We start from the raw sequence: 26,094 nt of genomic DNA, 5'->3' as shown, positions 1-26,094 counted from the left end.
AGGATTAAACGGTAGCGAAAGGAGTGAAGAACTGTGGGAAACCCGTTAACTGATAAAAATACACAAGTCAACTTTTTAAAACAACGTTTAAATATGTTTATCGACGTCCTAGACGCGATTGATCCAGAAGAGACAAATCTAGATGACATCGATCGTTTAATCTCAATTTTGGACGAAATGGAATCCAAATGCCGGGAATTCGATAACCGTGAAGTAAGTGAGCCTGTTCAATAATGACGGGCTTTTTTATTTGGGGCGGAATCTTTATTTATCGACATAGAAAGGGGACATATCGACGTAAATGTGTGAGATATCAACGAGAATGGAGAAGATATCAACGTGTTTAGAGGATATATCGACATGTTAAGATTTAGGGAATCAGATATCGACGCAAAAAGGGGATATATCGGCGTAAATGGGTGAGATTTCAACGGGAATGGAGAAGATATCAACGTGTTTAGAGGATATATCGACATGTTAAGATTTAGGGAATCAGATATCGACGCAAAAAGGGGATATATCGGCGTAAATGGGTGAGATTTCAACGGGAATGGAGAAGATATCAACGTGTTTAGAGGATATATCGACAAGATAAGATTTGGGAAATTAGATATCGACGTAAAAAGGGGATATATCGACGTAAATGGGTGAGATATCAACGAGAATGGAGAAGATATCAACGTGTTTAGAGGATATATCGACATGCTAAGATTTGGGAAATTAGATATCGACGTAAAAGGGGGATATATCGGCGTAAATGGGTGAGATATCAACGGGAATGGAGAAGATATCAACGTGTCTAGAGGATATATCGACATGTTAAGATTTAGGGAATCAGATATCGACGCAAAAAGTGGATATATCAGCGTAAATGGGTGAGATTTCAACGAGAATGTGGAAGATATCAACACTTTCCAAAAAGATAGTAACAAATCTTACATAAAAAAAGAGTAGACGCCAACAACTCGTCTACTCAAATACCTCTTATTTAAAAACCGGTTCCTTAAACTGCCCTAATTTCTCCAAAGAAGATTTGTCCACATCCGCATGTAAGCTGTTACCATGTGAGTCCATCGTCACAACAGCTTTGAAACCTTCAACGCGTAAGTGCCACATTGCTTCCGGAATACCAAATTGCATTAGGTCTACACCTTCAACAGATTTGATACAGTCAGCATAATATTGTGCTGCGCCGCCAATAGCGTTTAAGTATACTCCGCCATGTTCTTGAAGAGCAGCCAACGTCTTTGGTCCCATTCCGCCTTTACCAATCACCGCGCGAATGCCAAATTTCTTCATAATATCGCCTTGATAAGGCTCCTCGCGAATACTTGTAGTTGGGCCGGCAGCTTTAACATGCCATACGCCAACTTCATCCTTTAACATGACTGGACCACAGTGATAAATTACTTGTCCATTTAAATCAACTGGGGCATCGTGATCAGACAAATATTTATGAATCGCGTCACGACCAGTGTACATTAATCCATTAATTTGGACGACATCGCCGACCTTCAAAGAACGAATTTGTTCTTCAGTAATTGGTGCCTGCAATGTAATGACTTCATCATCAGCACTAGCAGCAGCGGTTTCTTTTTCAGCCTCAGTTTCAGCAAAATCGATAAACTCACCATCTTGATAAGCCCATTCTTTAATTTCGCCAGTTTCAGCATCAACACTTACCCCCATACGGCGGAAAGCCCAACAGTTATAAGCAACTGATACATAGAAACTTGCCGGAATTCGGTGCATTACACCAACTTTACAGCCTAAAAGAGTTGCCTCGCCGCCAAAGCCCATTGTTCCGATGCCAAGCTTGTTGGCATTTTCCATCACATATTCTTCTAGTTTGCGAAGATCTTCATTAGGATTCACATCTTCAACAGAGCGGAATAATTGTTCCTTCGCTAAATCATAGCCTGAAGAACGATCACCGCCGATGCCGACTCCAATGAATCCAGCACTGCAGCCTTGGCCTTGTGCTTGGTAAACGGAATGCATGATACATTTACGAATTCCATCAAGGTCACGGCCCGCACGACCCAGCCCTTCAAGTTCACAAGGTAAGCTATATTGAATATTTTTATTTTCACAACCGCCGCCTTTTAAAATTAAGCGGACATCGATATAATCTTTTTCCCATTGATCGAATTTAAACACTGGTAATCCAGCACCAAGGTTATCTCCACTGTTTTCGCCAGTTAATGAATCAACCGCATTTGGACGCAATTTTCCTTCTTTTGTCGCTTGAATAACAGCATTTCTAATGGCTTCTTTCAACTCCAACTGATTGACGCCAACCGGAGTTTTAATCTTAAATGTAGGAAGACCAGTATCCTGGCAAATTGGCGATACCTGCTCGTCCGCCATTTTAATGTTGTTCGTGATTGTAGCAAGGCTCATTGCCGCCCGTGTTCCAGCATTTTCTTGTTCCTTAGCAGCCTTAACAGCGCGGCGAACGTCTTTCGGAAGCTTAGTAGAAGTTTCGACAACTAGCTTGTACATGCTCTCTTGAAATTTTGCAATATCCAATTTTTCTTTCCCCTTTCCCATATTCCCCTAAGTATCTTTTTAAATTTTACAACTTTTTGACGGTTTAATTATACTCCTTGGAAGGGAATAATAAAAGAATTTACCTGCAATCGATTACATGGAAGTGGATGGAATTTATTATAAAATAAATGTAGATATATTTTGCCTTTGAGTAGAAATCAAAATAAAACAAGTAGATAAAATACTAATTTTTGTAGAAAAACCAGTAAACAACGTAGATAAATTTCGAGTGCTACCAATAGTTGTAGATATCCACCGTATTTACGTAGATATCCGGTAAAAGCGCGTAGATAAAATACAAATTTTCGTAGAAAAACCAGTAAACAACGTAGATAAATTTCGAGTGTTATCAATAGTTGTAGATATCCTCAGTATTTACGTATATATCAGGAAAAAACAAGTAGATAAATACTAATTTTCGTAGAAAAACCAGTAAACAACGAAGATAAATTTCGATTACCACCAATACATCTAGATTTCCTATGGATTTACGGAAATCCTCGAAAAAACATGTAGATTAAATCTTAATTCAAGTAGAAAAGTAGCAAATAAAGAGAGGTTTTTGACTGATTATGTCGAATAGTTTATAAAAATAGATCAGGAGGGATTCTATTGTTTGTAAAAAATCTTACAAAACCAATTATTTTAGCACAACACGAAGTACTTCTGCCCAGGTTAAAAGAAAATCACCCTAAGAGGACCGAAGTTGAAGATAATTTAAGAAGCTTAAGTGCGGGTTACTACGGTGAAATGAAAATCAATTACTTTTTAAATCTCCTTCCACCAAAGAAGTACCTCATTTTTCAAGATATCAGGCTCCCAGTTAACGATTCCCACTTCCAAATTGACTCCTACCTTTTCTCACCTAAAACTTCTCTTTTTATAGAAGGTAAAAACTATTCTGGGACATTATTCTTTGAAAAACATCAATTAACTCAAACTATAGATAGTGCAGAAAAGATCTACGAAAATCCCCTTACTCAAGTAAACCGTCAAAAACTTCTTTTGCAAAACTGGTTTGAACCACATCAAATTCCAAAAATCCCAATGGAACATCTTGTTTGTGTAAGTAATAAATCGAGTGTAATTAAGATTGCACAGGGTTACATAGAAGCCGAAAAAAGAGTATGTAAAGCAGAAAATCTTTTAATGAAAATATCGGAATTTGGGGACGTTTATAAAAAGGATGTCTTGGACCCAAAAACAATAAGTAAAATGAAAAGATTAATTATACAGCATCATGTACCCAATAAAATTGATGTCTTAGATAGGTATAGTATAAATTCGAATGACATTACTCCTGGAGTCCAATGTCCCGATTGTTCGTTCATTCCGATGCAGTACCATTTTGGAAAATGGATATGTCAGTCATGTGGCCTAATCTCAAAGACAGCACACATAGCTGCAATTGAAGTGTTTTACCTTTTGATTAAGCCATATTTCACAAACGCAGAAATCAAAGAATTCCTTAGACTGCCTTCCTCAAGAATCGCAACCTATCAATTAGCCCCTTTAAATCTCATACCTTCAGGAAAAAATAAAGGCCGGGTCTACCATCAACCACTTACCTAAAATATTCCAATCATGTTTTCCTCCACAAAACAAACACTATAAAAAAACAAAATAGGGGGAACATGGATGAAAAAAGTTTTAAGTTTAATTAGTATGCTTATCTTACTAATCCCGACTGTTATATATGCTGCATCCAATCAGGCTATCCATTGGGGCTTTAAAAAAGCAGTCAACGAACAGCCTGCAGAAGCTGGGGCGCAATATGATCAGCTCCTAGCCAAATACGGTGCTTTTTACAAGGGAGATCCAACTAAAAAGACCTTGTATCTTACCTTTGACAGCGGCTATGAAAATGGCTATACACCACAAATACTCGATGTATTGAAAAAAGAAAAAGTACCCGCTACTTTTTTTGTAACAGGCCATTACCTTAATTCTCAGCCCGAACTGGTCAAACGAATGGTAAAAGAAGGACATATTATCGGGAATCATTCCTGGCATCATCCGGATTTTACCGCAGTTAGTGATGAAAAAATCAGAGTAGAACTCAATAGTGTTAGGGACAAAACCAAAGAATTAACCGGTCAGAAGAAAATGAAATATCTCCGACCGCCACGCGGTATTTTTAGCGAACGCACCATGCAAATTGCCAAAGAAGAAGGGTATACTCATGTATTCTGGTCACTTGCCTTTGTTGATTGGAACATCAATCAGCAAAAAGGTTGGCAATATTCCTACGATAACATCATGCGGCAAGTGCATCCTGGTTGCGTCATGCTACTTCATTCCGTTTCCAAAGACAACGCCGATGCCCTTGAAAAAGCGATTAAGGATTTGAAAAAGAAAGGCTACAAATTTAAGAGCCTTGATGATATCAAGATTAAATAAACCGAATTTCGTTGGAAATTCGGTTTTTCCCCTTTTCATGCTATAATACAGGAAAAATGAAGAGAGATGGGAGCTTTCGTGAGGCAAGAAACCATTAAGATTGACGGGCCTTATAACTTTGACAGTGTGTTGGAACGGCATGCACCGGATCCTCTAAGGTATTTGGACTTAGAAAAACGCTCAATCCGTGTTCCAGTTGTGGTAAATAACGAACCTTTTGTAGTAGATATCACAGCAATTGGAACGGTAGAAGAACCGGCTTTTATTTTAAAAGGACATACCCTAAATGAACCCATCATCCAAAGACTCTCTGAAATTTTTCAATGGAATGTCCCATTACAACCAATTAACGAACACTATTCCAAAACAGACCTAAAGCCGATTTTTGAAAAATTCAGAGGAACACCGTTGGTTCTCGACTTTGATTTGTACGGAAGCTTAGTTAAATGCATCATCCATCAACAAATTAATATGACCTTTGCCTACACCTTGAATGACCGGTTTGTAAAAACGTTTGGTTACGATGTGGACGGTGTATGGTTTTACCCGAAACCGGAAACGGTCGCCGATATTACCGTGGAACAATTGCGACATTTGCAATTTAGTGGAAGGAAAGCGGAATATATCATCGGTATTTCCCGAGAAATTGTCGAAAACGGCTTAGATCTCGATGTCTTAAAAATCAAGTCTGACGAAGAAATTTTTGAAAAACTAACCAAGATTCGCGGCATTGGCAAATGGTCCGTCGAGAATTTCCTACTGTTTGGACTAGGAAGGCCAAATCTGTTTCCTTTGGCCGACATCGGCATTCAAAACGGCATTAAAAAATTGTATCAATTAGAAAGAAAACCAACCTATGAAGAAATGGCTCAATATAATCAAGACTGGGAGCCCTATTTAAGCTATGCTTCCCTGTATCTATGGCGAAGCATCGAACCATCTGGAGTGAAATAAATGAAAACAGAACAATCCATCAAAATTCAACCAAAACAAACTTTTCCACTAACCATCAAAAGACTCGGAATCAATGGGGAAGGGGTCGGCTATTTTAAAAAGCAAGTCGTGTTTGTGCCTGGCGCTCTTCCTGGCGAAGAAGTGGTAGTAGAGGCAACTAAGATCCATCCGAAATATGCTGAAGCCAAGATTAAAAAAATCCGCATACAATCACAGCATCGGGTGAAACCACTTTGTCCGGTTTACGATCAATGTGGGGGCTGTCAGCTTCAGCATTTGAGCTATGATCAACAGCTCAAAGAAAAACGGGATGTAGTGATCCAGGCATTGGAGCGCCATACCAAACTCTCAATTGATAAGCTGGACATCCGTAACACGATTGGCATGGAAAACCCGTGGGAATACCGGAATAAGAGTAGCTTCCAGGTCGGTGAAAAAAACGGAAAACTGCTGGCGGGATTATATGGACTTAATTCCCATCAATTAATTAATATCGAACAATGCGCGGTCCAGCACTCACAAACCAATGAAGCAACGGCCAAGGTTAAGGCTATCCTAGAGGAATTAAAGGTACCTGTATATAATGAAAAAACCGGAAAAGGCGTCATCCGAACCATTGTTACACGGGTAGGAGTGCAGACTGGGGAATTACAAGTGGTTCTGATTACCTCACAAAAGGATTTACCCAAAAAGGAACAAATCATTGAGGAAATTCAAAAGCGTCTGTCAAATGTAAAATCAATTGTTCAAAACATTAATGGGGAAAAAACATCTCTGATTTTTGGTGAAGAGACATCAACATTAGCTGGAGAAGATTTCATCCAAGAGACTTTGGGGGACCTCCAATTTGAGCTTTCCGCACGAACGTTCTTCCAGCTAAACCCTTATCAAACCGTCAAACTCTATAATGAAGTGAAAAAAGCAGCAGGGTTAACCGGCAAGGAAAAAGTCGTTGATGCTTATTGTGGTGTTGGGACCATCGGTTTATGGCTGGCAGATCAGGCAGCAGAAGTCCGCGGCATGGACGTCATTCCGGAATCGATTGAAGATGCGAAGAAAAACGCCAAGCGTCACGGGTTCACCAATACAAAATATGTACCGGGGAAGGCAGAGGAAGTCCTGCCTAAATGGGTGAAAAAAGGATGGAAACCTGATGTGATCGTCGTGGATCCGCCAAGAACGGGACTCGATAACCAATTGCTACAAACGATTTTACAGGTAAAACCAGAAAAACTTATCTATGTTTCTTGTAATCCTTCCACATTAGCTAAGGATATACAGACTTTGAGCAAGAGTTTCGAGGTTAAGTTTATTCAGCCGGTGGATATGTTTCCGCATACTTCGCATATAGAAGCAATCGCCCAGATTATGTTAAAAAGGATAAATAACTGAAAAGGAACTTTGCACCCAGATGAGAATTATTAAAGAAAAATGCTCCTTTAGTAAAGACAGGATTTGAAGGATTATCTAGATCACAAGGATATTTGGTTAAAAGTCCAAGGGAATCCATTAAACAAGCATTTCAAATAGGATTATTAGAAGAAGAGCATCAATGGATGGATACTCTATCTTAGACTCAATTAACCAACCATACGTATGATGAGACTATGGCAAAAAACTTTGTGAATGAAAAAATGAAAAAGGGGAGTATGACCTAGCAGCAAGTACTCCTCCTTTATGTTTGGTAAATGTACCATCCTTTATTGTAATATACAAATACGGACAGGCTAGTTACCGCTTAAAATAAGGAACTTTTTTCAATGCAATACAAACCGGAAGAGAAACAATCACTCCCAATATATTTTGTACGACGTCCCCGGGGATTGATGCTACGGGTTGTACCCAATTGCCGTACATAATTCCTTCCCCAATGTAATAAACACCGATCATGACGGGCATTGAAGCAATTGCTCCAATTAAATTAAATGCAAGACTATTACCATTACGGCCATTGGACCAAGCAATTTTACCAACGATATATCCCTCCAGGGCACGTGAAACAAAGGTAATCGGTGCCCACAACGCCCAGCCGCCGGCTAGATCAAATAGTGCCATTCCAATCGCACCGGCAAGTGCCGCCTTTTTAGGACCAAAAAGGAAAGCTGCGATAAAAAGCATAGCAGTTCCTAGATGCACTAAACCCCCATTTGCAGCAATTGGAAGTTTAATATTCAAGAAAGTAGACAGGAAAACAAGTGCGACTAACATGGCTGTAAGAATTAAATCAAAAGTTTTATACCCTGGCTTTAAGAAACTTTGTGTATTTTGCATATCTCTAACCCTTTCATACTATAATTTTCTTGATTTTAGCAATGTGCTGGCATATATAAAAGTGTCAATTTATAAAAAAACTTAATGGTCAGTTGTAATTTTTCCGCTTCTTTATGTTTGTGGTATTATGAATAGTGTTAAAGATCGGCGGCCTTATGGAGGTTAATTATGAAAAAAGTTGCTGTCATACAGGATTTATCATCGTTTGGAAAATGTTCATTAACAGCTGCAATACCTGTTCTTTCGGTAATGGGCGTGCAGGCATGTCCCCTGCCAACGGCAATATTGACTGCACAAACCGGGTATCCAAGTTTTTTTTGTGAAGACCTTACATCTAAAATGAAATATTTCATTGAGGAATGGAGTAAACTCAAGGTAACCTTTGATGGAATCCATATCGGTTTTGTTACTGGCGAAGAGCAAATTAATACTATTTTTCACTTCTTGGAAAAATTTTATATCAAGGGGACCATTTTACTGGTTGATCCGGTAATGGGGGATTTGGGGGAAGTCTACAAGCTTTTTACCGATGAATTGCTGGTATTAATGAGAGAACTTGTCAAGCGTGCAGATGTGATTACACCAAATGTGACGGAGTGCTGTTTATTAACCGGAAGGTCTTATAAAAAGTTGAGTGGCTACTCAGATGAGAAGGATTATATGAAAGCGATTGAAGAGGCTGGGTGTATTTTGCAGCAAGAGACTGGAGCACAGGTAATCATCACTGGCATCAATCCACCGGCAGCAAATTCAGACGAGAAGGTTATCGGAAATATGTACTTGGATGGAAGTAATATCTTTTATAATCGAATGCAGTATAATGGTAAAAGCTATTCTGGCACTGGTGATTTATTTGCATCTGTGATTATGGGAAGCATAATGCGTGGTGAGAACTTGGAAAAGTCTGTACAACTTGCGGAGGCATTCCTGACAGCTGCCATCAATGATTCCTCCTTAGAGCAAGTTCAAGAAGTAGAGGGAGTTAACTTCGAAAAATATTTGAAAATGTTAATATGAAATGATGCATATAGAAGAAAAAATACAAATTCAAAAAAGGATTTCCTCTTTTATGGTTTAGAGGAAATCCTTTTATTCTTAATGTCTCCTTCACACGATTGCTAGTGTTGAGCAGGTCGATCAGGTCGATCAGTTGTAAGAGCTTTATAAAAGAACTCAACAGTTTCGGTTAATAAATCTTCTCCTTTGACGTAATTAAAATTGATATTTTCAAATTTAATCATTGAAGAAATATAGGAGTAGAAAATTCCATAAAACATATTCGCTAGTACAGGATAATTAGCTGCTATTATTTTTTTCTTTTCAAACATTATTTTAAAATAGTCAACTAATATTTTTTTGCTGATATTAATGTATTGATAAACGATGGTTGCAATTTCTTCATTTATTTTTATTATGGTTCTTTGGTTTCCAAGTGGTGGCAGGTGAATGGTTCGGAATGTGGATGAATAGCATTTGGAATGGATTACCCGATGCGTTTCGATTGGTAACATATCAATCAGTTGCGCTAGTCTACTTTACACTTAAAAATGATTAAATATAAGGTGGATTATATCTGTTTTATTATGTAGTGTTCCTATTAAAATCGATTATTTTTATCTGTTATTTGGCGGATAAATATTTTTGGTAATTTAATAGACTATGGTACCCTTATAATTTTTTACAATTAATTATACTCACCTTATTAGAATTAATTTTAGACACTGGTTTTTCTCAGCCAGTGTCTTTTACGCGTATGGAAGGCATCTGAATTTTCTTAGGTCAATATCATAAAAAAACATCTACCTTTAACCAAAGCCTACATTATTACGAAATTAATCATATCCTTTTCGTTGGTAATTAACTAATTAATTTACCTCTTTCAATATCAATCACCAAATTATAAATTTCTACCTCAAGTGTGATAAAGTTCTTTGACAAGAAGAGGTATAAGCTTTAATTTGGTACAGGGGACTATTGTAAGTGCCTATGTAAATTCATATGAAGATATTAACGACCTCAAACTTGGTCCAATCGCTGGCAAAAAAATCAGCTTAGAATAGAGCCGGGGGGCGGTTTTAGTGGCACCCATTCTTTGTGGAAATGGCCATTAGAACCGTCCCTTGGGTTTTACCAAAAAATGAAGGATGGAAATGGACATGTTAAGAATAAGTAATATTAAGCTTCGGGCTGATTTTGATCCTACTAAGGAAAATCAACTTTTGGCTCAGAAGATCCAGAAAATGCTAAGGGTTAAACAGGATAAAATACTGTCTTTTCGTATTTCGAAAAAATCGATTGATGCAAGGGAAAAGAATAATATCCAGCTTGTTTATTCTATTGATATTGAAATGAATAACGAGAGGTCCTATTTAGGAATAAAGGATGTATCTTACATTGAATCATTTGTGAATGTGAAGAAGGAAATCAATAAAAAAATTCGTCCCGTCGTGGTAGGCAGTGGTCCTGCTGGCCTTTTCTGTGCTTTGGTTTTAGCGGAACATGGATTAAACCCAATTGTTATAGAGAGGGGAATGGACGTCGATCGCAGAAAAATGGCTGTTGCAAAGTTTTGGAAAGACGGCTTGCTTGATACTGATAGTAATGTCCAATTTGGTGAAGGGGGAGCAGGAACATTTTCCGATGGCAAATTAACAACTGGCATAAAAAATACTAGAATTCCGAAAGTGCTACATGAACTTGTTGAAGCTGGTGCTCCACCGGAGATCGCTTATTTAGCGAAGCCCCATATTGGAACAGACATTTTGATCAATGTGGTTAGAAACATTCGTCAAAAAATCGAGCGACTAGGCGGAGAAGTGCGTTTTGAAACGAAAATGAAGGAACTTATCATTGATAATGGAGAAATTAGGGGCGTTCTCCTTGAAAAACAAGGAAGTTCAGATATCATCCAAACCGAGACGGTTGTATTGGCGGTCGGGCATAGTGCTCGTGATACTTTTTATATGTTAAAGGATTTAGGTGTAGAGATGATCCCTAAGCCCTTTGCTGTAGGTGTGCGCATTGAACATCACCAAAAAGACATCGATTTACAGCAATTCGGCAGCTTTACCAATAATCCACTGCTTGGTGCATCTGAATACAAATTGAATGCACATCTTCCTAATGGACGTGGAGTTTATACGTTTTGTATGTGCCCGGGGGGCCATGTTGTCGCAGCCGCGTCAGAGAAAAATACTGTAGTGACAAATGGTATGAGCTATAGCGCAAGAAGTGGCGAAAATGCAAACAGTGCCCTTCTTGTTTCTGTCACACCAAAAGATTTCAATGGCGATGTTACGGCGGCTATAGAGTTTCAAAGAAAACTTGAGCGAAAAGCCTTTGAACTGGGTGGCAGTAATTATTTTGCCCCTGTGCAATTGGTAGGCGATTTCTTAGAAAATAAGGGTAGTAAACAACTGGGAGATATTATTCCCACCTATACCCCCGGTGTTACACCAACGGATTTAAGAGAATGTCTGGATGATTTTATCGTTGATAGTATAAAAGATGGGTTAAGAGTGATGGATAAAAAGCTTGCGGGATTTATCAAACATGATGCGGTTTTATCAGCTGTCGAAAGCCGAAGTTCTTCACCTGTTACAATTAAACGCAACCCCCTGACATTTGAGTCAAATATCAAAGGGTTGTATCCTTGTGGTGAAGGGGCAGGCTATGCGGGAGGAATTACATCCAGTGCTGTTGACGGTATAAAATGTGCAGAAGCGATGATGGAGCTTGAAGGGTAGTTTTCATACACTACCTTTAAAAAGCTTATAGAGGATAGATCATTAATTTAGTAGATACCTAAAAAGTAATCAAAAAGAGACAAAATGAGACAGTTGTATCATTTTGTCTCTTTTTTTGTGCCTTCCTTTTCGTAAAAGCTCGGAGAATGTGGCTTCCGTTTCTTGGCACGGTTCTTGCTTTAATAAAGTTGTAATGAATTTTTCCGGGGAGGCTGAAATAATGAGAACGATGGAAAGTAAAGATGTTGCTTTAACAAAGGGAAAAGCACAATGGATGTATCAAAAAATGCTAGAAATCCGTAATTTTGAGGATAGAGTGCATGAATTATTTGCACAGGGAATCTTGCCAGGATTTGTTCATTTATACGCAGGGGAAGAAGCCGTTGCTGTGGGTGTTTGTGCCCATTTAACGGATAAAGATAGTATCACTAGCACCCATCGCGGGCACGGTCATTGTATTGCCAAAGGCTGTGATTTAAATGGAATGATGGCGGAAATCTACGGAAAAGTAACTGGTTTATGCAAAGGAAAGGGCGGATCGATGCATATTGCTGACCTTGATAAAGGGATGCTTGGTGCCAATGGAATTGTCGGCGGAGGCTTTCCTCTCGCATGCGGTGCAGCCTTAACAGCTAAGTATAAAAAGACTAATGGTGTAAGCGTTTGCTTCTTTGGAGATGGCGCTCAAAACCACGGGACTTTTCATGAAGGAATTAATCTTGCTGCTATTTGGGATCTTCCGGTTGTTTTTGTGGCTGAAAATAACGGATACGCAGAGGCTACTCCATTTACCTATGCATCCAGCTGTAAATCCATTGTTGATCGGGCAATTGGATATAATATCCCAGGTATTAAGGTAGATGGAAAAGACATTCTTGCAGTCTACCAAGCTGCAGAAGAAGCAGTTGCGAGGGCACGCCGTGGGGAAGGTCCTACCCTAATTGAATGTGTGACGTATCGAAATTATGGTCATTTCGAGGGAGATGCCCAAAAATACAAAACAGAACAAGAAAAGGTCGAGCATAAAACGGATAAAGATGCCATTTTACTATTTAGAAATCACTTGCTGAGCCAAGGGTTGTTAGCTGAAAACGAATTAACCCATTTAGAAGAGTCAGTTGAGGAAGCCGTTAATCAAGCAGTAAAGTTCAGTGAAGAGAGCCCCTACCCAAGTCCTTCTGAATTGTTAACCGATGTATACGTGTCGTACTAATAGGAAGAAAAAAAGGACGGCGTACAGGTGCAGCCCTAAATAATAAAATTAGAGTTTAGTAATTTTATTCGTATGGACAAATTAAAAGGAGGAATTCGATGATGGCAAGGAAATTGAGTATGTCTGCAGCGATTAACGAGGCTATGAAACTTGCAATGCGTAAGGACGAGAATGTCATTTTATTAGGTGAGGACGTGGCCGGCGGGGCTGAAGTGGATCACTTGCAGGACGAAGATGCATGGGGCGGAGTTCTCGGGGTCACGAAAGGGCTTGTTCAGGAGTTTGGACGGGAAAGAATTTTGGATACGCCCATTACAGAAGCAGGTTATATGGGTGCAGCGATGGCGGCGGCCTCAACCGGTTTAAGGCCAATTGCTGAATTAATGTTTAACGACTTTATTGGAAGTTGTTTAGATGAAGTATTAAATCAAGGGGCAAAGTTCCGCTATATGTTTGGGGGCAAGGCGCAGGTTCCCGTTACGATTCGCACTATGCATGGTGCCGGATTTAGAGCAGCTGCCCAGCACTCCCAAAGTTTATATGCTCTGTTTACGGCGATTCCGGGTGTGAAAGTAGTTGTCCCATCCACACCTTATGAAGCAAAAGGGCTATTACTAGCAGCAATCGAAGATAACGATCCTGTCATCTTTTTTGAGGACAAAACACTCTATAATATGACCGGCGATGTTCCGGAAGGTTATTATACGGTTCAGATTGGCAAAGCGGATATTAAGCGGGAAGGATCAGATGTAACGATTGTAGCGATTGGTAAGATGGTACACACCGCTTTGGAAGCAGCTAAGCAACTTTCAGCTAAAGGAATTGAAGTCGAAGTCGTTGATCCGCGCAGTCTGTCACCTTTGGATGAAGAAACGATTCTTTCGTCTGTAGCAAAAACTAACCGCCTTATCGTTATCGATGAAGCCAATCCAAGATGCAGTATGGCTACGGATATTGCGGCGCTTGTTGCGGATAAAGGGTTTGATACACTCGATGCCCCAATTAAACGAATTACGGCACCACACACGCCTGTACCTTTCTCACCAGTACTCGAGGATATTTATTTGCCTAAAGCAGAAACAGTGGTCAAAGTAGCAGCAGAACTAGTAGGTGCACCCCTAGAAGTATAAACGGGGAGCGGGAAGGAGCGATCAATATGGCAGTAGAAGTTGTGATGCCTAAATTAGGAATGGCCATGAAAGAAGGCACTGTATCCATATGGAATAAAGAAGTCGGAGATCCTGTTGAAAAGGGTGAACCGATTGCAAGCGTCAGTTCAGAAAAAATTGAAATTGATGTGGAATCTCCTGCGGAAGGAACCGTATTGAAAATTGCTGTCCCCGAAGGAGAAGGGGTTCCACCTGGGACTGTAATTTGTTATATCGGAATTTCGGGTGAAGAAGTAGCTGCGGCGCTGGCAGTCGAAGAAGCCCAAAAGCCTGAAATAGAAAAAGTCGACCCTGTAAATGAAAAAGCAGAGTCAATCTCTTCAGTAAGTACGACTCGAAATCGGGTGAAAATTTCCCCTGTCGCAAGGAAAATGGCGGAGGAAGCCAACCTTCCTATTGAAAATATCAAAGGAACGGGGCCTGGAGGAAGAATAACAAAAGAAGATGTAGAGGCAGCCATAAAGAATTCATCCTCGCCGCAGACTGAAGCGAAGCAGGAATCAAGCGAAACTCCAGTGAAACCTTTAGAAGAGGCTCAGCAAATACCGGTCAGCGGCATCCGTAAAGTGATTGCAGGCCGCATGTATGACAGCTTGCAAAAAACAGCACAGCTAACCATTAACATGAAGGCCGATGTGACGGATTTAATCTCTTTACAAAAGCAAATAGCCCAAACCGTTCAAAATCGTTATGATCAAAAGTTAACGGTGACCGACTTTATTGCACGAGCCGTCGTGCTTTCCCTGCAGAAGCATGGAGAAATGAACAGTGCGTATATAGACGATAAAATTCATTTGTTCAAGAACGTCCATCTTGGCATGGCAGTTGCGCTTGAAAAAGGGTTAGTGGTTCCAGTCATCCGCAATGCCGAAAGCTGTTCACTAATTGATTTATCCCGAAACATTAAAATCATAGCTCAAAAAGCAAGACAAGCGCAGCTTAGTATCGAAGAAATGCAAGGTTCCACGTTTACGATTAGTAATCTGGGAGCATACGGTGTCGAGCATTTCACACCAGTCTTAAATCCACCTGAAACAGGGATTCTTGGTGTAGGTGTTGTTTATAATACCCCAACTTATATAGGTGAAAATTTAGAAAGAAGAAGCATTCTTCCGCTCAGTCTGACATTTGACCACCGTGTACTGGATGGAGCTCCAGCTGCAGAATTTTTACAAACGATCAGGCAGTATTTAGAAGAACCGATAACCATGCTTTTATAGAAAGAAGGGAACTACTTGACATCGATCGCAATTATAGGTGGTGGTCCTGCTGGATATGTGGCTGCAATTACTGCAGCCCAGCAGGGGTTTGAAGTGACAATAATTGACCAGGGGCCGCTTGGAGGAACCTGTCTAAATGAAGGGTGCATGCCTACTAAAGCCCTCCTAGAAAGTGCAACAGTGTACAATAAACTTCAAAATGCAAGTGAGTTTGGAATTCAACTTCCTCCTGGTAACATTGAAATCGATTGGAATTCCGTTCAAAGCCGTAAAAACAAGATTGTTTCGACCCTGGTTCACGGAATCCAATATCTAATGAGAAAAAATAAAGTGAAGGTAAAAAAGGGTTCGGCAACTGTCCTAACGAGCCGGGTTATACGAATTGAGCAAAATGGGAACCAAGAAGAGATAACGGCAGACAAAATCATTATCTCGGCGGGCTCTGAACCGATCCAGCTGCCATTTGCACCGTTTGACGGCGATTGGATCATTCATAGTGGGCAGGCGATGTCGCTCCAGTCCATTCCTTCCTCGTTGCTCATTATCGGCGGAGGTGTAATCGGCTGCGAGTTTGCTAGTATTTTTAGCAGATTGGGAACAAAAGTCACCATTGTCGAAATGGCGGATCAGCTGCTGCCAGGAGAAGATAAAGATGTAGCCGCGATCTTACAAAAGGAGCTTGAAAACGACGATGTTACGATTTTTCCTTCGACTAGACTAAAAGAGGTAAACAAGGATCAGAAGAAGGCGTTTATTGAAAACGATAAAGGTCTCCATGAGGTTGAATCTGATTTGGTTCTCGTTTCGATTGGCCGTAAGCCAAGGGTCAATAACTTGGGTCTTGAGAACATTGGAATTGATTTTTCAAGTCAAGGAATTGTTGTAAATGAGCAAATGCAAACAAACATTCCAAATATCTATGCCTGTGGAGACGTTATCGGCGGGATTCAATTGGCCCATGTGGCTTTCCAGGAAGGAACAGTTGCTGCTTTAAACGCATGCGGAGTCGATACACAGGTGAACTATCGTGCTGTGCCCCGCTGCATTTATACCTCACCTGAAATTGCCAGTGTAGGTTTAACGGAAAAGCAGGCGATCGACCAATATGGTGACATAAGAGTTGGGGAGTTTCCATTCTCTGCAAACGGAAAGGCGCTCATTTCCAATGAACAATCTGGAAAGGTAAAGGTGTTGGTTGAACCAGTGTATGGGGAAATAATTGGGGTATCGATTGTCGGGCCCCACGCCACCGAACTCATTGGGCAAGGTACCGTCATGCTTCATGCTGAGTTGACAACGGACAGTTTGGAACAATTTATTGCTGCCCATCCAAGTCTTTCAGAGGCCATTCATGAGGCATTACTTGGTGCCGTTGGACATGCAGTTCATGTTTAAGAAAGGAGAAATGTTGATGAAAGCTGCTCTTTGGTATAACCAAAAGGATATAAGAGTCGAAAACATACCTGAACCTTCGATTGAAAGAGATCAGGTGAAAATAAAAGTAGTTTATTGTGGCATTTGTGGTTCAGATTTACATGAATATTTGGCTGGCCCCATTTTCGTTCCAGTAAAAGAACCCCATCCAATTTCTAAGGATAAAGCTCCAATTGTAATGGGTCATGAGTATGCAGGGGAAGTAACAGCAATTGGGGAGGAAGTAGCAGGTATTAAAGTAGGCGACCGTGTGTGTGTAGAACCAATTTACAGCTGCGGGAACTGTTCTTCTTGCCAGAAAGGTCATTATAATGTTTGTGAGCAATTAGGTTTTATTGGTCTGTCCGGGGGCTTGGGCGGTTTTTCAGAATACAGCGTGGTACCATCAAAAATGGTTCATAAAATTCCAGACCATATGTCATGGGAACAAGCAGCGCTAGTTGAACCAACCGCTGTTGCCGTTCACGCGGTTCGCCAAAGTGATATGAAAATTGGTGATTCCATCGCCGTGATTGGTACAGGACCGATTGGATTATTAGTGATTCAAGCTGCCAAAGCCGCAGGGGCTAGTAAAATAATTGCCGTAGAGGTTTCAGCTGAACGCCGAGAGATTGCTAAACAGGCTGGAGCCCACATCGTCATTGATCCTATTGAAGTAAATCCCGTTGCAGCAATAAAAGAATATACAAATGGACTTGGGGTTGATGTAGCCTTTGAGGTAGCTGGGATCGAAGCTACGATTAATACCGCGATTGAATCAACAAAAGCAGAAGGAAATGTGGTGAATATCAGCATATGGGAAAAGCCAGCCAGTATTCCAGTAAATAATTTTATTTTAACTGAAAGAAAAATGACTAGTATAATAGCTTATCGCAACATTTTTCCTCAAGTTATTCAACTGATTGCCAATGGGCAAATTAAAGCAGCAGAATTAGTGACTAAAAAAATATCTATTGAGCAAATCGTTTCTAAGGGATTTGAAGCATTAACTAAAAATAAGAACCAAATTAAGATATTAGTAGATCCTTCCTTATAATTATTTATTAATTTATCAAGCTACGTGTTTCATTGCACGTGGCTTTTTGAATTTTCTGTATAATGACAATTCTCTGATTGAAAGTGAATTCCTTTTTTTGTATAATTAGAACTATACGTAACCACCACGTTTAGACGCATTTCATTTAATTCTCCTTTTTTCTTCGCAAAATTTACAACATGTAATGGATCTCAAATCACTGTTGGTAATATTTCTATGATTTCAGGAGGGTGTATGAATACGACTTTCTATTTTGATGCTTGGAAGCGATTTGTTAAAGAAGGAATTCTTGATTCAGCACGGTTGAACAAACGAATTTCGGAATCCTGGCACCGATGTAAGAAAGAAAGGGTAAACCCTTATTTAAATAAAGGTCTTGATTTATTATCAAAGGAAGAACTGGATGCCAAAAAAGAAAAGAATTCTCTGCTGATCGAAATAGCTTCCCCTTATATAAAAAAGATGGATCAGGCAATAAAAGATTCAGGCATGATGGCACTTTTGGTCGATCCAGATGGATATGTTCTATCCTTAACAGGAAACTTACAAACCTTATCGGATGCAAGGAAAATAAATTTTGTTGAAGGGGTGCGCTGGACTGAGTCTGAGGTTGGTACAAATGCAATTGGGACAGCTTTACAGACAAAAGAAGCGGTAACGATTAATGGGGCGGAACATTATTCCGTCGCTTCCCATCAATGGAGCTGTTCCGCCACACCTATTTTTCACGATAATGGAAACCTAATGGGTGTCATTGATGTTTCGTGTCCAGTGAACTATTCTCACCCCTTTATGCTCGGTATGGTCACTTCCATCTCTTATGCTATTGAAAAAGAAATCAGCAAGCGGACCTATCAAGAAGAAATAGCACTTTACCAGCAAGCAGGCCATCTGGCAGAGTCCTATCAAAACCAGCTTTTTTTGGTTTGTAATCAAAAACAAATGATTATATCCGCGAGTAAACCGCTCCGTGAAAGGTTTCCTCAATTAATTGGTATGAACCTTTACGAACTATTGCATAATGGATATCAAATTGATACACAAATGCCTTTTCATTTAAAGGAAAACAACAGGATGATTGGAAGTTACTATTTTATTTCAGAAGTGCTAACCCACCGTAAAAATATATCATTTCAAGTACAAAGCCCTTCAAAAACCTTTATCTTTAAAGGAGAGAGTGGAACGAGTGAGGTTTTTCAAAATACGTTAGCTAAAGTAAAGCTAGTTGCTCCAACAGATACCACCGTGTTTATTTCAGGTGAAACCGGTTCAGGAAAAGAGTTGATTGCTCGGGCGATTCATGACAATAGCCCCCGAAAGGATGGACCATTTATTTCATTAAATTGCGGAGCGATTCCGAAAGAACTGATGGAAAGTGAGCTTTTTGGCTATGTAGAAGGGGCCTTTACCGGGGCAAGGCGGCAAGGTTATAATGGAAAATTTAAACAGGCTGAAAAGGGGACGATTTTTCTAGATGAGATAGGTGAAATCCCGCATTCCATGCAGGTGGCCTTATTGCGTGTACTTCAGGAAAAGAAAGTATCTCCGATTGGGAGTACAAAGGAAATCCCATTAGATGTCCGGATTATTACCGCAACCCACCGAGATATTACGAAACTTGTTGGAGATGGAATTTTTCGAGAAGACCTCTACTATCGCTTGAACGTTTATCCCATTGACGTACCTCCTCTTCGAGAAAGAAAAGAAGATATCCCACACCTCGTCAGGTATTTCTGTAAAAGAAATGGATGGAGCATCCCTAATTTAGAGGAGCTCTCTTCTAGAATGATAGACTATGAATGGCCGGGGAACATCCGAGAATTAATAAACCTATTAGAGAGGCTATATATTATGTCTCTTGATGAACAGTCAAGTCAGGATAACTTTGCTCATAACTTTGAATCTATCACCATTAGACATCCAAGCAGCTCTTCATCAAATGCTCAGGTAAATAACGAAGAAGCTGTAAAGAAGTTAAATGCCCGAGAAAAAATCCAAAAGGACCTAATGATGGATGCATTAAAAAAGACAAAAGGAAATGTAACCGCTGCGGCGAAATTATTAGAAATCCCAAGGAGTACTTTTTATAAAAGGCTCCAAAAGTTTGGAATGTAAGGTCTTTCGTTGGTAATAGGGATCTCTTTATTGATAATTTTGAATGGTTTATAAAAAAAGGGGTACCAGAGTGAAATTTTATTCACTAGGTACCCCTTACTCTTAAATTAAAATACTTTCGTCGTCCAATCCTCACAATTCCAAATATCGGTCGCAATTTCACGATAGAAATCCGGTTCGTGGGATACCATCAAAATACTTCCGCGATAGGCCTTTAAAGCACGCTTCAATTCTTCTTTTGCGTCCACATCCAAGTGATTGGTAGGTTCGTCTAGAATTAATAAATTCGTTTCTGTGTTAATAATTTTACACAAGCGAACTTTGGCTTTTTCTCCACCAGAAAGGACTTCGACTTTACTTTCAATATGTTTCGTCGTTAGTCCACATTTTGCAAGAGCAGCACGGACTTCAGCCTGATTCATACTTGGGAACTCGCTCCAGATCTCTTCAATACACGTGTTGTAATTGGACTGTTTCACTTCTTGCTCGAAGTAACCGATGTGTTGATACTCACCACGTTCTACTTTACCCGAAATAGGATTAATCAACCCAAGAATACTTTTTAAAAGGGTGGACTTACCAATCCCGTTTGCACCTACGAAGGCAATTTTTTGTCCGCGTTCCATTTTCAAATTCAGAGGGCGAGAAAGTGGTTCATTGTAACCAATAACAAGATCTTCAGTCGTGAAAATCCAACGACTAGCTGCACGTGCTTCTTTGAAATTAAACTCTGGTTTCGGCTTCTCTTTCCCCAATTCAATAATTTCCATTTTGTCGAGCTTCTTCTGACGAGACATCGCCATATTACGAGTCGCCACACTTGCCTTGTTACGAGCAACAAAATCTTTCAAATCAGCTATTTCTTGTTGTTGACGCTTGTATGCAGACTCTAGCTGCTGCTTCTTCATTTCATATATTTTTAAGAAGTTATCATAGTCACCTACATAGCGGTTCAACTCTTGGTTTTCCATGTGATAGATTAAGTTAACAACATTGTTCAGGAATGGAATATCATGGGAAATCAAGATAAATGCATTCTCATATTCCTGTAAATAACGCTTCAACCATTCGATATGCTGCTCATCCAAATAGTTTGTAGGTTCGTCTAGTAATAGGATTTCAGGCTTTTCTAGCAAAAGCTTAGCTAACAAAACTTTCGTACGTTGCCCACCACTAAGATCATCTACATCCCGATCGAGTCCAACTTCGTCTAATCCTAGACCACGAGCAACTTCCTCTACTTTTGCATTAATTCGATAGAAATCATTACTATCTAAAGTTTCTTGTAACTCTCCAACTTCAGCAAGTAAGGCATCGATATCCGCACCTTCATCGCCCATTTTTGCATAAAGTTCATTGATCTCTGCTTCAGCGTCAAATAGATATTGAAAAGCAGAACTCAAAGCTTCACGCATTGTTGTACCTTTTTGAAGTACTGCATGCTGATCTAAATAACCTACACGAACTTTTCGTGACCACTCGACTTTCCCTTCATCGGGCTGCAGTTTACCAGTAACGATATTCATGAAAGTAGACTTACCCTCACCATTTGCCCCAACAAGTCCAACGTGCTCTCCTTTTAAAAGTCGAAAAGACACATTATTAAAAATCGCACGATCACCGAAACCGTGGCTTAAATTTTGTACGTTTAATACGCTCATTTTTTTAACCCCTTATCTAATGTCACATGTGGATATCTTACTAGATTTTGGCTGCTTTTTCTATATGGAAGTTATTTTTTATAAAAATTGTAATTCGATTTTTGAGTAAATTGCAGTTTGCTGCATTTAATAAAATGATTTAATCTGTCTGTATAACAATTGGGTGATAGTCTATTATACAATCAAACCTGGAGGTATGATATGAGTTAATCCCATTTGGAAATAAAAGTAGAAAACATGAAGGAATTGGTTAAAAAAATCCTTCCCCATAAAGGAAGGGGAAGGGAAAGGGGGTATGCTAAATTAACTTGTATCGCTTCAATAAGTCTGGAATAACAGTTTTAGAGATGATTTGCATATATTCACTGTTAAGTAGGCTATCAGGGACTGGAATATTCAAATCAGTCAGTTTCTTACCTTCCAACATTTTTGATGTAGAATCCAGCAGTACCCTAATGTCATAGCAGGAAGCAAATACTTCGGGGACTCCACGGTCTACATTTAGCAGGGTATATACAGCTTCCATTGCTGTTCTTACAGAATATTCCGTTGTAAATACCGTATCACGTACTGTCTCAGCGAACTGCCCTAAAAAGGCAAAATTAGTGCAGCCTTCCGGAACGACATTAGGTCTGTCACCTTTGGCTCTTGGCATGAAAAATGCAGTTATATATGGCATTATACAAGGAATACAATGAGCTGATTTTGTTGCCATATCATGAATTTCGGACTCAGGTACACCTAAATGATACAGCCATTCTTCCGTAATCTCGATACCGGTACATTCTCTCATTGGCTTTTTAATGTAGTTTCCTGGAACATCTACAAATAATCCGTAAACCCAAACAACAAGTTGATCCTTAGGCTGGTTTTTAAAATGAGGCTGACGATTTAAGGTATAGCTCATAAGCCAATTAGAGTCTTTTACAGTTACAATACCGCCTGTAACGACCTTGCCGCTAAATGGGTCTCTCTTGCAAACTTTTTCAATATATGGAGGGATTCTGCCATCGAGGGTAGTCACTGTGGCTGATTCCCAAGTCGTTGCCTTTGTATTTGTACAGAATTTATCAGGGTTACCAAAGGATGGATCCTGCTCTGCAATATTTCTCCAAAGTTCCCAACAGCCTCCTTCAGAGTCATTAAATAATGGCGCATGATGATCATCGCCTAAAGAGGAATTTTCTGTACAGCTGCCGTTTGTAACAAAAACTAGGTCGTCTTCGATAAGGTCAATACACTCTAGATTACCGTCTCTTTGACAAATGATTTTAGTGGCCACTTTTTTGTCATGTTGGATATCAAAAATAACATTTGTTACCCTGGTATTATATTGGAAATGAACCCCATGGGCTTCAAGATATTTCATCATTGGTAGAATCAATGATTCGTACTGATTATATTTAGTAAACTTCAATGTGGATAAATCAGGAAGTCCTCCGAGATGGTGAATAAATCTTTGAATATACAGCTTCATCTCTAAGGCACTGTGCCAGTCTTCAAAAGCAAACATGGTTCTCCAATATAACCAGAAGTTAGAGGAGAAGAATTCTTCGGTAAATACATCTGTAATCTTCTTATCGTATAGATCTTCATCTCGGGTCATAAATACCCTCATGATTTCCATCGAAGCCTTTTCACTCAATGCAAATTTCCCATCAGTGTGAGCATCTTCACCTCTATTTACCGTTGCTCTCATAAGTGAATAATTAGGGTCTTTTTTATTTAGCCAGTAAAAATCATCTAAAACAGAGGCATCTTCCGTTTCAAGGGAAGGTATGGAGCGGAACAGATCCCACAAGCATTCAAAATGGTTCTCCATTTCACGTCCGCCTCGGATTACAAATCCTTTTTGAGGGTCTTTTATGCCATCGCAGGCACCACCAGCAATAGGAAGCTCTTCCAGAATGTGAATTCGCTCGCCCTTCATCTGACCATCCCGCACCAAGAAACATGCAGCAGCTAAAGATGCCAACCCAGAACCTACAAGATATGCTGATTTTCTATCCACATCTGTTGGTTTTTTTGGACGGGCAAATGCTTCATAATTTCCATTGCAATAATACATGTTCACGACCTCCTAATCTTTTTCCTTACATACCCATGATAAAAATGATTGGAGATCCCTACAATTGACAATAAAGGTGCTGTGTCTAAATTTTATACAGAAGGCTATGATTGTCTAAAACTATTATCTGTCCTGAAATTTTCAAGTGCCTTAATAATATCACCACGTGTTAGAATGCTTATTTGCTCTATAATAGTTGACGGGTCTTCCCGCATACCTTTGCCAATCCAGTCAACCATGAGCCCTGTAAAGGCATATTTATAAAAGTGAGCAATAAATGCCTGATCTTTTTCCCTAACTGACATGCCAGCAGCTTTCTCTTTTACAACCGCAATTAGAAGATTATAGGTTTCGTTATAAAGAAAGTTTTCCAAGTATTCTCGACTAAGGGAATGATATGTATTCTTTACAAAATCCTGGTTTTCAAGCAAATATACAAAAATCTCCCTAAAACCCTGTTGCCATGTATCATAAGTCTTTTTATTTCCAAGGGCCTTTGAGGCTTCATTTGTATAAATCCATTCAACGAGATCATAGATATCCTTAAAGTGGTAATAAAATGTTTGTCTATTCACTTCGCAGTCGGTTGTGATATCAGTGATAGTAATCTTTTCGAGGTTCTTTTTTGCTAATAGTTTTTTTAGGGATGCAGCAAGTGCTTTTTTAGTGGTTTGTGCCAAAAATATTCCCCCAATCAAGGACAAATTAATAATTAGTTTTCACAATGTAAGTTACAGGCTTTAACAAGCTCCAGCTTTTTGAGCTCCGTTTTTTCTATATAGAATAAAATATTTTATCCATATTTTAACATAATTTAATAGTGTATTTATGAAACTTTTTCAACTAGCATGCCGTTTTACAAGCGGGAAAATTTCATAGAATGCATATGGTTAAACAGGTAAATCGGAGAATAATATTGTTTTTGGAATACTATACTTATATATCCTGCTAGTTAGTAGAATAAAAAAAGGCTGCTGCAGCAACCTTTTCGTGTTAAACTTATACCCCCGTTAACCAACCATACAGTGCAAAAAGGTGCTTCATCTAAAATGTCTTAATGGCTGGCGAACAGGGTCGATACACTATTATGCAATAGAGCCCATCTGTTAGTCTGACTCCAACGAACTTGGGATAGAAGCGACTGGCGTGCCCTATAGAGGAGGCACTCATGTGGATTATTGTTTTTTGGTTGTTGTGCCAGCCACTCTTAGTTTGTTAGGAAGGAAGAGTCCAATCTTAATCGCCCAATGAATTTTATGAAGATCGTCAGAAGGCCCAACTTTTTTTAAAAAAGTATTTCTTGGGGCTACTTTTCGTTTTGAGGCGAATTTAATTTTCAAGTCAGTTAATAGGAGAACGACAAGTCCCTACTTTTATACCGATAGAATTATAGTGGTTTTTTATGTTAATAATGGTTTGACCACTTGTAACTTCACTAATTAATTGGTTGATCTTCCAAAGGTCAACTGGTTTATGCATTAATAAGTCATTAAAAATTTGTTTGATTTCTTGTGGATAAACATTTCCTACCATACTAGAAAGTCCATTACATCCATTCATGATCTTTTCCGTAAGATTTACATCTCCACCAGCGAACATGATAAAATTATCTGGTAAGTCAGTATTTTGGTGACGTTTCGCATCACTCTCTTCTTTAAGCCCTACAAGGTTAGAATGCTTCTGATTAATAATTGTCATTAATGATTCTGCACTTAGCTCAAATCCTGTTCGGAAAGGGTTATTATAAAGGACAACGTTTTTGGTGGTATGCTGTAGCATCTCATTGATATAAGAAATAGCTTGCAGTTGTGTCGGCTGAATGTAAGGTGGAAACTGAATCAGAATAGCATCAAAAACAGATTCCTCAAGCTTTTTAATTAGTCTTATTGCATCTCTAGTTCTTGTAGCTGATACGCCAAACATCAGTTCAACATTTTCAAACTTTTGTTGATTAAAATAATTAATAATTTGGATCCGCTCTTCAATGCTCATTGAATTTTGTTCCCCTGTCGTAGCAGATACAAGTAATGAATCAACCCCGTTATCTGTTAAATGTTCAACAATGGGATTAAACCCTTCTAGATATAAATTCTCATCATCACGAAAGGGAGTTGGAATAGCTACATTAAAATTTTTCATCAGTTATTTCCTCCAATGTGTATACATTACAAGAACTAATTTGTACATGAGGTTGAATGATTTGAATGACTAAATTGTTCTATGTTTATGTTATTTAAGAGTTGTTAACATTCTT

19 protein-coding genes and 1 pseudogene are annotated in these 26,094 nt (G+C 39.3%); 14 read left to right on the top strand and 6 right to left on the bottom strand.

Annotation, left to right across the window (positions count from 1 at the left end; translation table 11 throughout):
- Nucleotides 1–33: 33 nt before the first annotated feature.
- Nucleotides 34–234 (top strand): SE1561 family protein, encoded by a 201-nt coding sequence (locus tag ACI3K6_RS12380; protein ID WP_335480353.1) that lies wholly within the window; start codon nucleotides 34–36, stop codon nucleotides 232–234.
- Between the two features lie 750 nt (nucleotides 235–984).
- On the opposite strand, the gene ACI3K6_RS12375 is transcribed toward ACI3K6_RS12380, so the two are convergent.
- Nucleotides 985–2,532, bottom strand: a complete 1,548-nt coding sequence (locus ACI3K6_RS12375; protein ID WP_435555076.1) for a fumarate hydratase — start codon at nucleotides 2,530–2,532, stop codon at nucleotides 985–987.
- Nucleotides 2,533–3,165: 633 nt separating this feature from the next.
- On the opposite strand from ACI3K6_RS12375, the gene ACI3K6_RS12370 reads away from it, so the two are divergent.
- The 4 genes from ACI3K6_RS12370 to rlmD all read left to right on the top strand — a co-directional run bounded on the left by ACI3K6_RS12370 (nucleotide 3,166) and on the right by rlmD (nucleotide 7,299).
- Nucleotides 3,166–4,125 carry a nuclease-related domain-containing protein gene (locus ACI3K6_RS12370; protein ID WP_435555075.1) on the top strand — a complete coding sequence of 320 codons (960 nt, stop codon included), beginning with the start codon at nucleotides 3,166–3,168 and terminating at the stop codon, nucleotides 4,123–4,125.
- Nucleotides 4,126–4,191: 66 nt separating this feature from the next.
- A complete protein-coding gene (pdaA, locus tag ACI3K6_RS12365) occupies nucleotides 4,192–4,953 on the top strand; it encodes a delta-lactam-biosynthetic de-N-acetylase (RefSeq protein ID WP_435555074.1) in 762 nt (253 codons plus the stop codon).
- Nucleotides 4,954–5,031: 78 nt separating this feature from the next.
- Nucleotides 5,032–5,907: a DNA-3-methyladenine glycosylase family protein gene (locus ACI3K6_RS12360; protein ID WP_435555073.1), complete on the top strand. Its 876-nt coding sequence runs from the start codon at nucleotides 5,032–5,034 to the stop codon at nucleotides 5,905–5,907.
- Nucleotides 5,908–7,299: a 23S rRNA (uracil(1939)-C(5))-methyltransferase RlmD gene (gene rlmD / locus ACI3K6_RS12355; protein WP_435555072.1), complete on the top strand. Its 1,392-nt coding sequence runs from the start codon at nucleotides 5,908–5,910 to the stop codon at nucleotides 7,297–7,299.
- A gap of 339 nt (nucleotides 7,300–7,638) precedes the next feature.
- Here rlmD and ACI3K6_RS12350 read toward each other — a convergent pair whose 3' ends face one another.
- Nucleotides 7,639–8,178, bottom strand: coding sequence for an ECF transporter S component (locus ACI3K6_RS12350; protein ID WP_435555071.1), 540 nt, complete (start codon nucleotides 8,176–8,178; stop codon nucleotides 7,639–7,641).
- 168 nt (nucleotides 8,179–8,346) lie between these two features.
- Between ACI3K6_RS12350 and ACI3K6_RS12345 the strand changes: the two genes are divergently transcribed.
- The 9 genes and pseudogenes from ACI3K6_RS12345 (at nucleotide 8,347) to ACI3K6_RS12305 (ending at nucleotide 20,111) form a co-directional block, all read left to right on the top strand.
- Nucleotides 8,347–9,195, top strand: coding sequence for a pyridoxamine kinase (locus ACI3K6_RS12345; protein ID WP_435555070.1), 849 nt, complete (start codon nucleotides 8,347–8,349; stop codon nucleotides 9,193–9,195).
- A gap of 415 nt (nucleotides 9,196–9,610) precedes the next feature.
- On the top strand, nucleotides 9,611–9,733 hold the full coding sequence (locus ACI3K6_RS12340; protein WP_435555243.1) for a DUF2165 family protein: 123 nt from the start codon (nucleotides 9,611–9,613) through the stop codon (nucleotides 9,731–9,733).
- 601 nt (nucleotides 9,734–10,334) lie between these two features.
- Nucleotides 10,335–11,924: an NAD(P)/FAD-dependent oxidoreductase gene (locus ACI3K6_RS12335; protein ID WP_435555069.1), complete on the top strand. Its 1,590-nt coding sequence runs from the start codon at nucleotides 10,335–10,337 to the stop codon at nucleotides 11,922–11,924.
- Nucleotides 11,925–12,144: 220 nt separating this feature from the next.
- Nucleotides 12,145–13,137, top strand: a complete 993-nt coding sequence (locus tag ACI3K6_RS12330; RefSeq protein WP_435555068.1) for a thiamine pyrophosphate-dependent dehydrogenase E1 component subunit alpha — start codon at nucleotides 12,145–12,147, stop codon at nucleotides 13,135–13,137.
- Nucleotides 13,138–13,238: 101 nt separating this feature from the next.
- Complete coding sequence (locus ACI3K6_RS12325; protein WP_435555067.1) at nucleotides 13,239–14,267, top strand: alpha-ketoacid dehydrogenase subunit beta; 1,029 nt, start codon at nucleotides 13,239–13,241, stop codon at nucleotides 14,265–14,267.
- A 26-nt stretch (nucleotides 14,268–14,293) separates the two neighbouring features.
- Nucleotides 14,294–15,526 carry a dihydrolipoamide acetyltransferase family protein gene (locus ACI3K6_RS12320; protein ID WP_435555066.1) on the top strand — a complete coding sequence of 411 codons (1,233 nt, stop codon included), beginning with the start codon at nucleotides 14,294–14,296 and terminating at the stop codon, nucleotides 15,524–15,526.
- Nucleotides 15,527–15,604: 78 nt separating this feature from the next.
- Nucleotides 15,605–16,921: pseudogene (lpdA, locus tag ACI3K6_RS12315) on the top strand (dihydrolipoyl dehydrogenase); the annotation flags it as partial.
- Nucleotides 16,922–16,937: 16 nt separating this feature from the next.
- A complete protein-coding gene (locus tag ACI3K6_RS12310) occupies nucleotides 16,938–17,996 on the top strand; it encodes a 2,3-butanediol dehydrogenase (protein WP_435555065.1) in 1,059 nt (352 codons plus the stop codon).
- A gap of 234 nt (nucleotides 17,997–18,230) precedes the next feature.
- Nucleotides 18,231–20,111, top strand: a complete 1,881-nt coding sequence (locus tag ACI3K6_RS12305; RefSeq protein WP_435555064.1) for a sigma-54-dependent Fis family transcriptional regulator — start codon at nucleotides 18,231–18,233, stop codon at nucleotides 20,109–20,111.
- Nucleotides 20,112–20,218: 107 nt separating this feature from the next.
- On the opposite strand, the gene ACI3K6_RS12300 is transcribed toward ACI3K6_RS12305, so the two are convergent.
- The 4 genes from ACI3K6_RS12300 to ACI3K6_RS12285 form a co-directional block, all read right to left on the bottom strand.
- Complete coding sequence (locus ACI3K6_RS12300) at nucleotides 20,219–21,772, bottom strand: ABC-F family ATP-binding cassette domain-containing protein (RefSeq protein ID WP_335478447.1); 1,554 nt, start codon at nucleotides 21,770–21,772, stop codon at nucleotides 20,219–20,221.
- A 298-nt stretch (nucleotides 21,773–22,070) separates the two neighbouring features.
- Nucleotides 22,071–23,840, bottom strand: coding sequence for an oleate hydratase (locus ACI3K6_RS12295; RefSeq protein ID WP_435555063.1), 1,770 nt, complete (start codon nucleotides 23,838–23,840; stop codon nucleotides 22,071–22,073).
- Nucleotides 23,841–23,944: 104 nt separating this feature from the next.
- Nucleotides 23,945–24,520, bottom strand: a complete 576-nt coding sequence (locus ACI3K6_RS12290) for a TetR-like C-terminal domain-containing protein (RefSeq protein ID WP_435555062.1) — start codon at nucleotides 24,518–24,520, stop codon at nucleotides 23,945–23,947.
- A 661-nt stretch (nucleotides 24,521–25,181) separates the two neighbouring features.
- Nucleotides 25,182–25,979 (bottom strand): dihydrodipicolinate synthase family protein, encoded by a 798-nt coding sequence (locus ACI3K6_RS12285; RefSeq protein WP_435555061.1) that lies wholly within the window; start codon nucleotides 25,977–25,979, stop codon nucleotides 25,182–25,184.
- Nucleotides 25,980–26,094: the final 115 nt, after the last annotated feature.

The organism is Neobacillus solisequens (assembly GCF_051233465.1).
Lineage (GTDB): Bacteria > Bacillota > Bacilli > Bacillales > Cytobacillaceae > Neobacillus.
This window is presented reverse-complemented; position numbering and strand designations above follow the sequence as displayed.